Source organism: Bradyrhizobium sp. Ken51 (assembly GCF_055807435.1).
On the sequence record NZ_JBVVPB010000025.1, the window covers coordinates 1 to 13,574 of the forward strand.

Annotated in this window: 16 protein-coding genes; 6 read left to right on the top strand and 10 right to left on the bottom strand. The window is 59.1% G+C overall.

All coding sequences use genetic code 11. From position 1 onward, the window contains the following. Positions 1-281 precede the first annotated feature (281 nt). Genes AC0L27_RS30865 through AC0L27_RS30885 form a run of 5 tightly spaced genes read right to left on the bottom strand, consistent with a single transcriptional unit; the run spans position 282 to position 3,766 of the window. Positions 282-1,316, bottom strand: coding sequence for an HNH endonuclease (locus tag AC0L27_RS30865; protein ID WP_473321463.1), 1,035 nt, complete (start codon positions 1,314-1,316; stop codon positions 282-284). Next, complete coding sequence (locus AC0L27_RS30870; RefSeq protein ID WP_473321467.1) at positions 1,300-1,782, bottom strand: hypothetical protein; 483 nt, start codon at positions 1,780-1,782, stop codon at positions 1,300-1,302. The genes AC0L27_RS30865 and AC0L27_RS30870 overlap by 17 nt, the downstream gene beginning before the upstream one ends. Next, positions 1,782-2,507: a hypothetical protein gene (locus AC0L27_RS30875; RefSeq protein WP_473321468.1), complete on the bottom strand. Its 726-nt coding sequence runs from the start codon at positions 2,505-2,507 to the stop codon at positions 1,782-1,784. The genes AC0L27_RS30870 and AC0L27_RS30875 overlap by 1 nt, the downstream gene beginning before the upstream one ends. Positions 2,508-2,517: 10 nt before the next feature. After that, the gene (locus tag AC0L27_RS30880) at positions 2,518-3,063 is read right to left on the bottom strand and encodes a thermonuclease family protein (RefSeq protein WP_473321469.1); all 546 of its coding nucleotides are present in this window, start codon (positions 3,061-3,063) and stop codon (positions 2,518-2,520) included. After that, complete coding sequence (locus AC0L27_RS30885; RefSeq protein ID WP_473321470.1) at positions 3,053-3,766, bottom strand: hypothetical protein; 714 nt, start codon at positions 3,764-3,766, stop codon at positions 3,053-3,055. The genes AC0L27_RS30880 and AC0L27_RS30885 overlap by 11 nt, the downstream gene beginning before the upstream one ends. A gap of 84 nt (positions 3,767-3,850) precedes the next feature. Here AC0L27_RS30885 and AC0L27_RS30890 point away from each other — a divergent pair, with 84 nt between their 5' ends. The 3 genes from AC0L27_RS30890 (at position 3,851) to AC0L27_RS30900 (ending at position 5,597) form a co-directional block, all read left to right on the top strand. Then, positions 3,851-4,066, top strand: a complete 216-nt coding sequence (locus AC0L27_RS30890) for a hypothetical protein (protein WP_473321471.1) — start codon at positions 3,851-3,853, stop codon at positions 4,064-4,066. A 34-nt stretch (positions 4,067-4,100) separates the two neighbouring features. Next, the gene (locus AC0L27_RS30895; RefSeq protein WP_473321473.1) at positions 4,101-5,090 is read left to right on the top strand and encodes a hypothetical protein; all 990 of its coding nucleotides are present in this window, start codon (positions 4,101-4,103) and stop codon (positions 5,088-5,090) included. Between the two features lie 216 nt (positions 5,091-5,306). Continuing rightward, complete coding sequence (locus AC0L27_RS30900; RefSeq protein WP_473321474.1) at positions 5,307-5,597, top strand: pyocin activator PrtN family protein; 291 nt, start codon at positions 5,307-5,309, stop codon at positions 5,595-5,597. A gap of 483 nt (positions 5,598-6,080) precedes the next feature. On the opposite strand, the gene AC0L27_RS30905 is transcribed toward AC0L27_RS30900, so the two are convergent. The 4 genes from AC0L27_RS30905 to AC0L27_RS30920 form a co-directional block, all read right to left on the bottom strand. Beyond that, complete coding sequence (locus tag AC0L27_RS30905) at positions 6,081-8,960, bottom strand: ATP-binding protein (protein ID WP_473321475.1); 2,880 nt, start codon at positions 8,958-8,960, stop codon at positions 6,081-6,083. 210 nt (positions 8,961-9,170) lie between these two features. Continuing rightward, on the bottom strand, positions 9,171-9,524 hold the full coding sequence (locus AC0L27_RS30910) for a putative quinol monooxygenase (RefSeq protein ID WP_275167475.1): 354 nt from the start codon (positions 9,522-9,524) through the stop codon (positions 9,171-9,173). A 162-nt stretch (positions 9,525-9,686) separates the two neighbouring features. Then, on the bottom strand, positions 9,687-10,028 hold the full coding sequence (locus AC0L27_RS30915; protein ID WP_354055714.1) for a hypothetical protein: 342 nt from the start codon (positions 10,026-10,028) through the stop codon (positions 9,687-9,689). Further along, a complete protein-coding gene (locus AC0L27_RS30920; protein ID WP_354057493.1) occupies positions 10,025-10,321 on the bottom strand; it encodes a hypothetical protein in 297 nt (98 codons plus the stop codon). The genes AC0L27_RS30915 and AC0L27_RS30920 overlap by 4 nt, the downstream gene beginning before the upstream one ends. Here AC0L27_RS30920 and AC0L27_RS30925 point away from each other — a divergent pair. Further along, on the top strand, positions 10,235-10,660 hold the full coding sequence (locus tag AC0L27_RS30925; protein WP_275167477.1) for a hypothetical protein: 426 nt from the start codon (positions 10,235-10,237) through the stop codon (positions 10,658-10,660). The genes AC0L27_RS30920 and AC0L27_RS30925 overlap by 87 nt on opposite strands. On the opposite strand, the gene AC0L27_RS30930 is transcribed toward AC0L27_RS30925, so the two are convergent. Beyond that, the gene (locus AC0L27_RS30930; protein ID WP_354204372.1) at positions 10,629-11,642 is read right to left on the bottom strand and encodes an aldo/keto reductase; all 1,014 of its coding nucleotides are present in this window, start codon (positions 11,640-11,642) and stop codon (positions 10,629-10,631) included. The genes AC0L27_RS30925 and AC0L27_RS30930 overlap by 32 nt on opposite strands. A 360-nt stretch (positions 11,643-12,002) precedes the next feature. Here AC0L27_RS30930 and AC0L27_RS30935 point away from each other — a divergent pair, with 360 nt between their 5' ends. Together AC0L27_RS30935 and AC0L27_RS30940 are read left to right on the top strand one after the other, a co-directional pair. Then, positions 12,003-12,938: an AraC family transcriptional regulator gene (locus AC0L27_RS30935; protein WP_354204579.1), complete on the top strand. Its 936-nt coding sequence runs from the start codon at positions 12,003-12,005 to the stop codon at positions 12,936-12,938. 171 nt (positions 12,939-13,109) lie between these two features. Further along, a complete protein-coding gene (locus AC0L27_RS30940; RefSeq protein WP_473321477.1) occupies positions 13,110-13,574 on the top strand; it encodes a (2Fe-2S)-binding protein in 465 nt (154 codons plus the stop codon).

Consider the following 13,574-nt stretch of genomic DNA (forward strand, 5'->3'; position numbering starts at 1 on the left):
TCGCTCCCACCGCCCAAGAGGGCAAATCCAACCGCCGGGGCGAACTCAGAACTGGATAAAACTTGGGGGCAAGGTCATCCTGGCCGAGCTAGAGTCCGAGCAGCACGGTTATTTAAGCGATTGACGATCGCGGCGGAAACGTCAGTTCCTAAGAGAGTCAATTACTACGAGCTCGTTTCGAGAAGCTCGGCCACGTCACGGTTGGTTTTCGAAAAGAGAACCGCGCATTACTTCATGAACTGGGTACCGAGCAGCATGAAGGTAGGATGGTCAATCTCCTGCTACGGCTCGGTCCCCTCGCCAAAATGCAAGTCGCGGCTCGCTCGCTTGGTCAGGAACTCTGCTAGCCCGGGGTAAGGCATCTTTTCCTTCCGCTCTTCAGGACCATACTGAACTATGACAGTGCGAAATTGAAACCCCTCTAGCGGACCGTATTCTACTGCGAACCTCCCTTCTTTGAGGCGATAGGTCCGCAAGAGCGTCTGCCTGATCCGGTCCGCTATCAGGTTAGCTGCGCGGGTTAGCTCCAGCATCAAATCTTGGACTAGCGAGACGTGGAACTCGTACTTCTTGAGCATCCCTTCGTAACGCTCGGCGTCCCATACAGGATTTTGGTAGAATTTTATCGTGAAGAGCCAGTCTCCGTCGCTGGTTCTCTCGACGTGCTTCCGAAAAATCTCCTGGAAGTCACTCAAGACTCGTCGGAAATTTTGGAATGCGTTCTCCAATCCCGCGTCACCTTCGGGCCAAACACGAGTAAGAAGCCATTGGCGAAGTTTCTCCAGGTCACTATCGATCTCGACTGTCATTCTCGGATGATCATTGGAAAGCACATAACTCGCCCACCCAAGCCAATTCTCGGTATGAGCCAGACGCTCCCATTCATCAACGATCCCTGCGTACTGCTCGTCCTGAAACTGCTTAGCTTGGTCGAATCCAAGCTGATCCCTCACCCAAGCCTCGTGCTGATCCTTCATCTCGTGGAGGGACGCAACTGTGTAAGTGCTCTCTTGATCATCAATCACCTTGTGATGGATGCGGCAGAGAAGAATCAAGTTGGAGTAGCTGTTGCGCCGCTCTATTGGCATTGTGGGATCGGCACGCGGGCCGCCATCACTTTCCGCTACGATATGGCAGTTTTCTCCAACAAGCGACGCATCGTCGGCCGTCGTCTCGTCTTCAAATAGCACTCTCCGGCAATCCTCTCTTGAGCAGCGCCCCGCAGCTTTCCCCCAAAGCATCTTTTGTGTTTTCAGCGAGATTGTCACTAGCCGTACCTCTCCCTCAGCGCTCTTCAATTCATTTTCGAGCTTCACGGTCGTTCATCCAAATGTGGATGTTGACCCCGCCCCCGTCGCGCGTAAACGCCTGGCACTCGATCTTCGCATTGGGAATGTCCAAATCCGCTAGCTCGCTCTTGTCCTTTAGGGCCGCACGATGACACTTCCGGGATTCAGCTTCTAAGGTCTTCACGTCGACTCCCGTGACGGCCTTCCCCGCTCTCGCTAGTAGGCCGAACCACTCGCTTGGGGGAAAGCCGCTGTTGTCCCAGGTGAGCGAAACCCCGGTGAGGCGATGGGTCATGCAACTCAGGACCATGTCGGGATTCTTGAGGAACACATTATTGCCCGAAGGCGAGTAGTGATCGAACGTCGCGTTTGTCGCTTCGGCTAGTCTGGCCGTCAGTTCCTTGCATTCTGGGCTGTTAGCACCGCCCTCAAATGGCGCAGCGAGGGCAGTTGTCGCCACGACTATGAGGGCCGAAGCGACCAACAGCCTCATCAGAACGACCGGGCTGCCGCGGCTATCTTGCTCTCGAAATCCCATTTCGCGAATTGGGTGCGGAATATTAGGTTGAAGACCTTCAAAGCGCATATGCCTACCTGGGCGCAACTCTTTAAACCGTGTTGAAGTTGTGTGCTATCACCCGCCAGCATCGCCAGCTGCAAAGTGCCAGTGTTGATGGAGCCAGGCACGACAGCACCCAAGACCCCCTTTTCATTCGGATGGGCGCCAAAGTCTATGCTGCGCTCATACATTTCCTGATAGATTTTCGAAAGCGGCTCGTCATCTTTAGCAATAGCCTCTCGTACGGCCTTATTGGAAAATTGCTTTCGAACTTCCGCCAAGTTCTCATCGCGCTGCAACCACAAGGCAGATAGAGTCGCATCTGTCGCGATTAGTCTAGCGTATCCCGCATTCTCCAGACAGGAGCGCTGCAATGGAAAGCTTTCGGTTGGTAAGCTTAGGCAAACCATCACCGAAGCCCTGAATGCATTGAAGGACCGCATATATAGCAACACCGGCACTATTTCGGCGGTCTTTGTCGGTTTGATACCTTGCCGTACCACTTCGCCGAAGATGTCGTCGATTGCTGTGAACCGTGCCGCCACAACGTTCTTGTTGCCAACAACAGCCAGCGAGTTGCTCCAACATTCCTCGATAAAGGGAAAAAGATCGCCGCGCTGCCACTCATCGGGACGCGCTCTATTCAAGTTGTTTGTCACAATTTTACCTTCACGGATGCGACCTTGCCTCGTCCGAACAGCCGCCCGGCTTCCCGCCCCCATTGATGCAAGCGCGATACAGCCACGGCACAACATAGCTGCCCGCCCACACTCCACGTCCCGCGTGTTCGGCTTCGCGTTGCGCGCTGTCGTATTTGCCTTTGGAGTAGCGGGGCCAATCGAACGCGAGCCCGTCCCGCACAAGCCAATCTCCCAGATCAACGCGGCCAACTGAGCACCTAGCGACTGTACGTCCGTAGACATCACGGCTCACCGGCTCACAGCTAACTGGTCTTCTCCCTATAAACGCATCCAGCTCATTCGCCGCCTTCCTTCCGCAACGATAAAGCAAGCTGTCGTCACCGCGGCAGAGCTGCGAGCTTTCGGGAGCATCAATGCCCCACAGGCGAATGCGCGCACCGTGGATTTCGAGTGTGTCGCCATCGATGATGCTCGCTTGCCCGCTAAGGCGGGTCCCTGCGCTACACTCAAAAGACAAAATGACGATGGTTGCACTGAACGCGATTTCGAAAGCGGTCAGCCGCCTAATGGGCATCGCTGTTCTTCCACTGCTGTCCTTCCAGGGCAAATTTCAGGAGCTTGCCAGCAGATACAAATGTGTCGGCGTCATCCGAGGATTGCAGCGTAGCCCCAAAGCCGGACTGTATCTGCTTCGCCAGCGACCGACGCTCGTTGCCGTCGATGATGAGTCGATCCACTTTGCCTTGGGCGTTCACTTTAGTCGCGTCCACCAGACAGAGAAACGCTCCTGAAGCTATTGTAAACGTCGTGCGGTCAACCTGTTCCAGCTCTGCGCTAATCTCTGGCACACGCGCAGATATTCTTCCGTAGTCCACGCCGGGCTTTGGTCCGCTTATTAACTCTTGGGCTGCTCCAACCAACTCCGCGTGTTTCGACCATCTCAATTCATTCACATCGTGGAGCCCATTGGCGAAGGCGTCGCAGGGCGCGTCCGGCTTTATGTCCTTGAGCAGTCTCATGCTTATCGAAGTATTCATCTTATATCGCGTGCCAACGCGTACCATCGTTGCAAGCTTCTGGTCGGCGCTTGGCGCCTCAGCCAACTCCTTAGACGCCTGCTCGCGAAGCGCATGCAATTCGATGATTTCGCGAACGTATTCGCGAAAGAATGCAATTCTTGGATCGATCTGGTCGGAAGCCGCCTGGATTGGCTCGCCAAAGGCTAACAAAGCGATGGCGGCAAACAGCGCCAGCCCGCCCAACCTACCAACCGCCATCGCGTTTCCCCCAGGCACACTACACGCTTGACTTGTTTAGAACGAAGTGAGAACATTGCCAAGCCCTGTCGTTCGGTTTTCCCCATGCCTGAAGTCACTGCCCTGAACCTGCAATCTGACACGCAGGCGCTGGAAACTGCCGCCAATCAGGCAATTGCAGCGTGCGGCGGCGACGCCCGCGAAGCTGTGAAGGCGCTGTTGATTGCGAACGAGTTCTTAGAGCGCAAGATGGATGAGCGGGTGTCGCGCGGGTACATTCGCGGCGTGAAGCAGGGCAGGTTCAATACTTATTCTGGATAGCCGGGACGCGTAGGTGCGAATGACAGAATCGGGGATGACCGCTGCGGCTCCGTCTACACTACCTAATCAGCTCCCGGTGACGCTTAGCGGCTTCGAAAGCGATGAGGCAGCACGCACATTTGCTGGGAAGCTGCAAGCCTACCTCCATGTGATCGGACAGTACTTGGATTTGGAGCGTTTGGACGCAGTGAGCGTCGCCTACAATTATCCCGAGGCGCTAGCAAACGTTGACAGGGGTGTTGAAGGAACCGCGCCCCTTACCGCGACGTCAGCGTTCTACGGACTAGGGGTTGCAATGACACCGGCAGTACTACGGAACGGGGTTGTCAAAGCTCATATGGTCTATGACGCCAACGTTGTACGTGGCATCGAAGCTGATGAGATTAGTCGCGAGCTTTTTCACCTCATCGCGCATGAATGCGGCCACGTTCATGACCTAAAAGCTCGCGACGAAGCGTTCCCGAACGTATTGATGCAGACGCGATATTCAAACCTTCGGCGTAACGTTCTCGGTAGCACCGCTGCCGCATGCTGGGACGAATACGCAGCGAGTTACTTCAGCGCGCAATTTTCCGCCGCTGAAACGACGGACAATCTAGCGGAACTCTTCGTAGGCGCAGCTCGCGATGCGCGAGGACGCGCCAACGAATCGATAAAGCGCTACAGGCGGCACGGTGACATTCGTTCAGTTGTCAGCGAAGTCGGAGCAGAATACGGAAACACCCTCAAATTCGCGGCGTATTTGTTGGGTCAGCTTCACGGCCTTGGAATGAGACTTGCTGACCACAAAGCGGCCAGTGATTTTGTTGCCGATCATTGGTGCGCCGAGTTCGTAAGTCGTCTAGACGTCGCGCTGAGAACCCTCATGGATCGCTACGGTGAATGGTCCGATATCGCGGAATTTGCCATCTTGGAGACCATTGCCGACGATCTTTTGAAAGACGGCGGGATAACGGTCACCGAAATATCGGATGAGGAGGTGTACGCTAAGATACCGTTCACAGCGGAAACGATGCCCGGATAAGTCCGCCCGCAGCGTTTAGCTTGGCTGATTGTTCGGCCTACTCTTCGGTGCTTCGAAAGCGCGCTCCACGCCTCCCACTTTGGGACGCCCACCTCGCCAATTGCGGCAACTGCGATATGGATGGGCACAGGGGCCGCCCACGCTACCTTGCGCGTGCGCCCGTAAGGGAGACCAGAACAGCTTGAGTCGCCGCTGCGCCGAACTAGCATCCATCTCATGAGCAAAGCAGCTGCCAACTCCCCGACCCTCAACACCGCCTTCTTGCTTATGGCGCAGTACGGCGGCAAAGCCATTATCCCGGTGGAGGAATTGTGCCGCGATTACTTCTCGCATCTCGATCCGGCGAAGTTCATCCGCAAGGTTGGCGCAGGCGAAATCATGATCCCGCTAGTCCGCATGGAGGCGAGTCAGAAGTGTGCCAAGGGCGTCCACCTTCAGGATTTGGCCGATTACCTCGACGCCCGGCGCGCTGCCGCGCTTAAGGAATGTCGTCAGCTTGCGAGCTAGGTACGACGAAAATACTACATCGCACATCTGCTCTTTTATGAACGTTGAAAAAGTCCCTGTCCCGCAAGGACTTCTTGATTCGTCGGCGTTCAGTCAGTCCAGTCCATCATAGGGGCCACGGAAAAGCGATAGCTTTGCGCTTTCAATGATTTACCTTATCGTGTCAATAGGATGAAACACGAACCCGTGCACTCCAATCTAGCCGAAATTGCACACGTTTGTACCCGTCTCGACCTCTCGGTGCACGTCGCGTCCACGAATTAGGAACTGGCGCGTCCAGGTCCGTCGCAGAGCCGCTATGTGTCAGAGACCTTCCGCCGTCGCAAGGACGGTGAAGATTGGCCGCTCGACATGGAGCGCAACATCGACCGCCGCAAAGCCCTCGATCGGCGAGTTCGCCAAAGGGTCCAAGCCGTTCCGTTCGCTGCCGGCAGCCTACTGTATTCGATCGTCAAGCCGTCATTGAGCATGCTGCTCGCAGCACTAATTTTTCGCTCGCGCTCGGCGCAAAAGTTCCCAAGCCTCAACGAGGTCCTTTGATCCGAAGCCCTCGCTGAACTCTTCATAGATCGGGCTGAGCAACTGGGCAGCCTTGCGCCTGCGACCAAGTGCGATCCAGTGCCTCGCAAGATCGGTGCCGATACGCAACTGGAACGTCAGTGCGCCGATGGACCGCGCTTCGGCGAGAGCCTCCTGCAGCCGCTTTTCAGCCAGCGGAGCCTCACCTGCGCGAAGCAGCACCGATGCATCGATCCGCAGCAACTCCGACCGGCACCAGCGTTCGCCCTGGCGTTCCTGATGCGCGAGAGCCCGGGTAATGGCTGCGCGCGCTTCGTCGATACGTCCCTGTCTCAGCAGCGCGCGGGCGAGGACCGCGAGATAGCTGCCAATTCGCATGAGAAAGCGGCATTCGATGAGTTCGTCGATCGCCGCTCGGATGTCCTCCACCGCGCGCGGGTCGCCGCGCAGGTCGCGAAGGCACGCGGAGAAGTAGCGCTCGACCGGGACCCAGCGCGAGATGCGCTCCCGCTCGAGATTGGCGCGCATCCTTTCCGTGTAGCTTTCAAGGGCTTCCAGATTTCCCGTTTCGAGCGACACCGGTAGCGCAGCAAGGCCGAGCGCATTCGACTGGGACACCCATTGGCCACTGCGGCCTGCGGCCTCGACCGCGTCGCTGGCCAGTCTGGACGCGTAGTCCGGCTGTCCCTGCATCCAGGCAACGAATGGCAGATTGAAGCGGACCGTGATGTAGCGATAGACCTCGTTCGCGTCCTTGCGCGAACGGCTATCGGCCAGCGAATAGGTCGCAGCGAGGCGATCGAGAACCGGGCGACTTCGGCTCAACTCGCCGGCGAAGGCTCGGGCCCAGGCAAGTGCCCGATCGGCTTCGGACGTTGCCGTCAGGTCGCGGTCGCGCTCAGCGAGCTCGGTGGCTTCCTCGAGATAGGTTATGGCACGTGGGACATGTCCGATCTGAAGCAGATAAAATGCAAACCCCACCAGCGCGCGCTGCTGATATTCGCAATCCCGCGCGCGCCTTGCAAATTCGATGGCATCGAGCCAGGCAACTTCGTTCTCGTTCGACAATTTACGGGCGTAGAACAGGCTCCATCCGAGCGCACAGGCAAGTTTTGCCCGCAGCAGATCATCGCATTCGACGGTCCTGGCCAGAGCAAGCGCCGTTTCCAGCCGCGCTTGAGCCTCCGACAGGATCGAGGTCTCCGACCACAAAGTGATCCCGGCGACCGTCAGTCTGATTCCGAGGATAGGATCACCATGCTTGCCAAATGCCCACGATAGCGCAGCCCTCAGATCGGCGATGCGGCCGAGATAGCGATTCGTCCAATCAGCCGGCTCGCGCCAGTTCCATTCATCTTCAGACCGTTCGAACAGCGCCAGGACGCGCTCCGCATGGTGGCGTAGCGCCTGATGGCAAGCACGATCCCTCTCCCGCCGCTCGGCTGCATATCGCCGCGTGCTGTCGAGCAGTCGGTAGCGCAAGCTCGGCCCGTCGGACTCTGCGCTCAGAAGGGATTTGGCGACCAAACTGCCGAGCCCGGTCGCGACGTCAACCGGATTCAGCCCGGCGCCCTCAGCGACAAAAGCCGCATCTTCGGATTCGAACGCATCGTTGAACACGGACAGCAAGGCAAACAGCCTTGCGTCCTTGTGCGAGAGGAGCCTGAAGCTCCAGTCGATCGTCGCCATGAGGGTTTCATGACGCGGAGGCGTGACTTCGGCGCCTGCTGCACGAAAACCCAGGTTCCCGTCCATCGCCGCCACCAATTCGAGAGGAGCGAATGTGCCGATCTGGGCCGCCGCCAGCTCGATAGCCAGAGGAAGGCCATCGAGCGCATGGCATATCGAAACAATGGCCGGGCAATCCTCGTCCTTAAACTGGTAGTCCGACCATTCGGCCGCACGGCAAACGAACAATTGCACCGCCGGGAATTTCAGCGCCTGCACAGCTGTTGTGGTCTCGCCCACTCTGGGCGCGGCAAGCGAGCCAAGCCGCACGACATGCTCGGTCGCGGTACCAAGCGCCTCCCGGCTCGTCGCGAGCAGAACCGACGGCGACGTGTCGTCCGCGAAGCTCCCGGCGAAGATGGTCGCCGCAGGCAGCACGTGCTCACAGTTGTCGAGGATGATCAGCATCTGGCGCGACCTAAGATACTCCAGCACGACGGCCAGGCTGTTGTCCGAGTTGCCCCGGATCCCAAGCGCCGTCACCAGCGCGGGGCCGAAAAGCATCGGATCGGAGATTGTGGTGAGATCGACGAGGCACGTGCCATCGCGGCATTGGGGGGCGAAGACTTGCGCCACGGCGACGGCAAGCGTCGTCTTGCCGACGCCACCGGGCCCAACAAGGGTGACATGCCTCTTCCGGGCCAACAGCTCGGCAATCTCCGCCATGTCCGACTCGCGGCCAACGATGCCACGCAAGGAAGGCGGCCGTGACGGGACGACGGGATCAGCGCGCGCCGGATCGTCGGTGATGTCGGTGGCAATGGCCTGCACATCGGCGATGAACCTATAGCCTCGACGGGCGACCGTCGCGATATACACAGGCTCGATCTGCGTATCGCCCAGCGAACGCCGCAAGCTCCACATGTTGACCTTGAGGTTGCTGTCGTGGAGGAACGTGCCCGGCCAAGCCGCCGCCATCAACTCATTCTTGCTGACGAGGTCGCCAGAGCGCTGCACCAGCAGGTGCAGGAGCTCGAATGCACGCCCTCCCAACTTCACCGGGCGCCCATCCAGAAGCAGCAACTGGCGCCGAGGAATCAGTCGAAATGGGCCGAAAGAGAACGCCGATTCCTGCGGGCGCCCGCTCCGTTGTCGTGTCTCCGTGACAGCCAGCATCGATACTTGCCGCTCGATCTAATAGATCAAGCGGAATTATCATGCATTGCGAAGAGGTTGAATAGCGCGCTTCCGAATTAGCACGATTGCGAAGAGCAATTTGCCGCAGGAACGTCATAGCGCAGATTGCGTATCCAGCGGCCGGTGCACCCGCTCAGATAGTGCTTGTTCACATGCGAGCCGCCGATTGAGTGCTCGATCGGAATCCGGCTATTTTTCCGGCGTGGCAAGGATTGCCATATGCATGACTTCGACGCCGCCCTCGGCAAGCTCCGGCAGCTTGGCAAACCATTCCTGGACAGAGGGCATGGCATTATGTGCGTCAAAATCGGCCTTGCTGGCGAAGACCTCGTAGAAGATGAAGTGGCCTGGCTTTGTCCGATCTTCCGCGAGAAAATAGACCAGATTCCTGGGATCGCTCCGAACCTTGGCAATGAGCGGCAACGTGGCTGCGCGCAGCGCATCTTCCTTACCCGGCTTGGCTCGCACCTGCGCCACCACCGAATAGGCGCCTTCCGGAATTTCCTGGTAGCGGATTCGCGGCGCTTCTTCGGCGACCGCCAAAGACGCGGCTCCGGTGATCGAGACGGCGAACAGCAGGGCGGCAAGCGAGTTACGGACGAGAATTGGCATCATGAGTATCTTGAATTGTCAGTCACGAACGCTTCGCAGGGCCAAGCTGGCAACCGGCTGGAGATCGGATGTCCGTCGCCCGTGATCTGTGGATCAGCGTGTGATCGCCTGCTGCCGTTTCGCGAGGGCTTCGCTGAAACGCTTCTTCACCGGGCCCAGCGCCTTGACGAATTCAAGTTGCTCGCCTTCCGGACCCTTGCAATAGATCAGTTCCCAGCCGTTCGAGGGCTCCTCGGTGACCCGGTTCGTATTGGCGCTCTGCGGCGCGGCTTTCCTTTCCGCCTCGGTCGTGACCCGGACCGTCCGGTTTGCCCTCACCCGCGTCAGGCCGCGGCGAGCGGATTCGGCTTCGAGGTCGGTGATGAACTTGTTGAAATCGACATCGTCGCGAACATAGAAGCAGATATGCATCATGCGCGGAAACGCGGGACTCATGTGCTCCACCGGTTCGGCAAAGCTCTTCGAAGTGCCCATCGGCTGATCGGACTCGCGATACTGCAGCAGCTCAAGCACCATGTTGTCGAATTGAATGAAGCGGACATCCAGCCGCTGCGCGCCGCTCCGCAAATCGGGGACCCCGATGGTACGGGGATTGACCCCACGAGCGTTCGCCTCAATCTCCTAGTCGGCCAGCAGGTGTTATGCACTCCGTCACCTTTGAAATCGCCGTGACGGAAAACTTCGGTACCGCCCAGTACGTCAGTATAGAACTGATAGGCCCGCTCCATGTTCTGCACCGTAAGTCCGAAGTGCTGGACACCCTGGAGTCGCGCGCCAAGCGGCGCCTGGTTGCGTTCGACAGCCGACATTGCATCCGTGCCCTGAGCTGCGGCGACTGCGGCGGGGCGCGTGCTGGCGGCAACACCGGTCACCACGGCAGCACCGACCGCTCGAAGCACGCTACGGCGCCCCGTTCCCGTCGCGTTGTCCCGGTTGTCCGTCATGTCCGTCTCCTTGGCCGTTGTTTGATTCACGAGCAGTTCCTGTCGGTCGACGCGCAGCCGAGCCGAAAAGTCGGAGCGCCGATTGCGCCGTTCAATCGGCGGGAAGCGGCGCGGCGGGATTGACCAGACCTGCCGAACGGAGTTCGTGCCAGAAATCGGCAGGGATGGATTCGAGGAGAGCTGCGCGATCCTCAGCGATGCGGCTCGGACGGCTCGCGCCCGGAATGACGGCCTGAACCACCGGATTCGCCAGCGCAAACTGCAAGCCCGCTGCTTTCATGCTGATGCCGTAGCGGTCAGCGATCGCCTTGATCCGCGCCACCTTGCCGAGGATCTCGGGAGCCGCCGGAGCATACTCGAAATTCGGGCCGCCGACGAGTGCCCCGGAACTGTAGGGACCGCCGACGACGATTGCGAGCTCGTGCTCTGCGACCATCGGCATTACCCTCTGAAGCGCCCGTGCGTGGTCGAGGAGCGTGTAACGGCCCGCGAGAAGAAACCCGTCAGGACGCGGGCCTTCCAGCCCAAGCAGCAGTTCGATCGGTTCAACGCGGTTGACGCCGAGCCCCCATCCCTTGATCACACCCTCGTCGCGGAGCCGGTCAAGCGCCTTGAAGGCGCCCTTGCGCGCATCTTCGAAGACCGACAGCCACTCGTCGCCGTAGAAATCCTGCGCGACGTCGTGCACGAAAACGATATCGATACGGTCGGTGCCTAGCCGCCGCTTCAGGCTGTCGTCGATCGAGCGCAACGTGGCATCGCGCGAGTAGTCGTTCACAATCTTGTTGGGGCGTCCATATCTGAAGACGCCGCCCTTCTCGCCGAGGTCGCGGGCACCCAGATCCTCGATCTCGTCCTGAATCAGACGACCGACCTTGGTGCTGATCACGTAGTCCCCGCGCGGCTTGGCGGCCAGGGCAGCGCTCATGCGGATTTCTGCGAGACCTGCGCCGTAAAAGGGGGCAGTGTCGAAATAACGGATGCCATCGTCCCAGGCCGCGTTCACCGTCGCGAGCGCTTCCTGCTCCGGAATGTCGCGAAACATGTTGCCGAGTGGCGCCGCGCCGAAGCCAAGCCTGCTGGACAGAATATCCCTAAGGGCCATAGCGCATGTCCTTCGTTGTGGCAGGCGAAGCCATTCGTCGAGGGATGATCGCGAGAACGTCGACTGCAGCAATCGCAGTTAGATGAGCCATCACTAGATCGCGCGCCCATTGTGGTATTTTCGATTCTTGCGAGATGACGGACGCATCTTGCTCATTCGGCGCGAGATCAGCTTTCGAAACTGGCGGGCGCATTGCCAAGCCCTTGCCATGCTTGCCTTTTACCTCTTTTAACCGCCCCGCCTCTGGACACGCATGCGGCGGTTTGTGAGAAATCCCTGAGCGGGCAGCGATCGAGACTGCGACTGTCCGCTGGATGAAATCATCGCTCGCTCGCGTACGGGGCCGGGACGGAGGTCATGATGGCGTTCGTCACGCATGGAGATCAAAAATATCAGAACAGCGAGAAGCTCGCGAAGACCAGCGAGTGGCCTGCGCTGAGCATTGAACACCGGAAATTCGAGGCGGGCCACCAAGCAACCCCCGCCCCCATTTGCACCGAACTCGTCATGCTGCTGTCAGGCGGCGGGATGGTCCACCGGATCGGCAATGGCGAAGTCCAGAAGAGCCTGGCCCGGCCGGGCATGAGCTACCTCGTACCGGCGGGTACGCAGGAGAGCCATCTCGAGCTTTCGGACCGGATGGAATGTCTCCATCTCTACCTTCCGCCGGCGCTGCTGGACCAAAGCGCCCTTGCCGACTTCGATATCGATCCGGCGAAGGTCGAGATCGCCTATGCCCACGGCCTGCCAGACCAGGTTCTCTTCCACGTCTGCTCGCCCTTGCGTGACCTGCTCCATCGTCCGCGCCAGCCGACAGATGCGTTGTTTGTGGAAGGCATCCAGGTCGCGCTCGCGGCGCATCTTCTGGCGCATTACACGATCGACCGCTGGCGGCCGCCCGAGAAATCACCGTCGCTCGATGAGCGACGGCTTCAACGCGTGCTCGACCATATCGAGGCCTCGCTCGGCCTTGACATCAGGCTTGATGAGTTGGCGGCGCAAGCCTGCCTCAGTCCCTATCATTTTTCGAGGCTTTTTCGCGAGGCGACAGGCCTCTCGCCACACCGCTACGTGACCGATCGGCGCGTCCAGGCCGCGCGGCAAGAACTGGCACGCAACCATTCGTCGCTGGTCGACATTGCGCTGGAGTTCGGTTTCGGGTCCCAAGCCAATTTCACGCGCGTGTTCCGCAAGGCCACCACCCTCACACCGGGGCACTACCGCGAGCTGTGCTGCGGCCCGCTCGACGTCAGGACCGACCGCATCGCTGCGGGACTCGGCAGAGATTGCGCATGAAAGCGCAGGATTCGGCAATACCGCTCGGCACGCATGAGACAGTGCTGTTGGGGCGAACAAATGGATGTCCCGATCGCAAGCGGCCACATGTCGATCGGCGTGAGGGAAGCAAGATGTCAGGACACCAGTTCCAACACGACCGCATCAACAATCCGCCAAGGACGTAGCGACATGATCGAACTCACGGTCAATGGGATCAAGCGCCAGGTTGACGTCGTACCCGAAATGCCCCTGCTCTGGGTGTTGCGCGACGAACTCGGCATTACAAGCCCGAAGTACGGTTGCGGTGTCGCGCAATGCGGCGCCTGCACTGTGCATATTGATGGAAAGGCCGTTCGATCCTGTCAGTCGCGCATCGGCGAAGTCGCGGGAAATTCGGTGGTCACGATCGAAGGATTGGAGAACAGGGATCAGCATCCGGTTCTTCAAGCTTGGATCGAACATCAGGTCCCACAATGCGGCTACTGCCAGACCGGCCAGATCATGCAGGCCATCTCGCTGCTTGAACGCGCTTCCAAGCCGACGGATGAGCTTATCGACCAAGTGATGTCCGGCAATCTGTGCCGGTGCGGCACCTACCCGCGTATCCGCGCTGCGATCCACGCGGCTGCCGCAAAGAAAATGGCGGAGAAGTGA

Excerpts from the sequence above, each read along its gene's own strand:
- AC0L27_RS30870 (WP_473321467.1), bottom strand. The coding sequence starts at position 1,782 with ATGAGGCTGTTGGTCGCTTCGGCCCTCATAGTCGTGGCGACAACTGCC.
- AC0L27_RS30880 (WP_473321469.1), bottom strand. The coding sequence starts at position 3,063 with ATGCCCATTAGGCGGCTGACCGCTTTCGAAATCGCGTTCAGTGCAACC.
- AC0L27_RS30885 (WP_473321470.1), bottom strand. The coding sequence starts at position 3,766 with ATGGCGGTTGGTAGGTTGGGCGGGCTGGCGCTGTTTGCCGCCATCGCT.
- AC0L27_RS30890 (WP_473321471.1), top strand. The coding sequence starts at position 3,851 with ATGCCTGAAGTCACTGCCCTGAACCTGCAATCTGACACGCAGGCGCTG.
- AC0L27_RS30895 (WP_473321473.1), top strand. The coding sequence starts at position 4,101 with ATGACCGCTGCGGCTCCGTCTACACTACCTAATCAGCTCCCGGTGACG.
- AC0L27_RS30900 (WP_473321474.1), top strand. The coding sequence starts at position 5,307 with ATGAGCAAAGCAGCTGCCAACTCCCCGACCCTCAACACCGCCTTCTTG.
- AC0L27_RS30905 (WP_473321475.1), bottom strand. The coding sequence starts at position 8,960 with ATGCTGGCTGTCACGGAGACACGACAACGGAGCGGGCGCCCGCAGGAA.
- AC0L27_RS30915 (WP_354055714.1), bottom strand. The coding sequence starts at position 10,028 with ATGAGTCCCGCGTTTCCGCGCATGATGCATATCTGCTTCTATGTTCGC.
- AC0L27_RS30925 (WP_275167477.1), top strand. The coding sequence starts at position 10,235 with ATGCACTCCGTCACCTTTGAAATCGCCGTGACGGAAAACTTCGGTACC.
- AC0L27_RS30920 (WP_354057493.1), bottom strand. The coding sequence starts at position 10,321 with ATGGAGCGGGCCTATCAGTTCTATACTGACGTACTGGGCGGTACCGAA.
- AC0L27_RS30930 (WP_354204372.1), bottom strand. The coding sequence starts at position 11,642 with ATGGCCCTTAGGGATATTCTGTCCAGCAGGCTTGGCTTCGGCGCGGCG.
- AC0L27_RS30935 (WP_354204579.1), top strand. The coding sequence starts at position 12,003 with ATGGCGTTCGTCACGCATGGAGATCAAAAATATCAGAACAGCGAGAAG.
- AC0L27_RS30940 (WP_473321477.1), top strand. The coding sequence starts at position 13,110 with ATGATCGAACTCACGGTCAATGGGATCAAGCGCCAGGTTGACGTCGTA.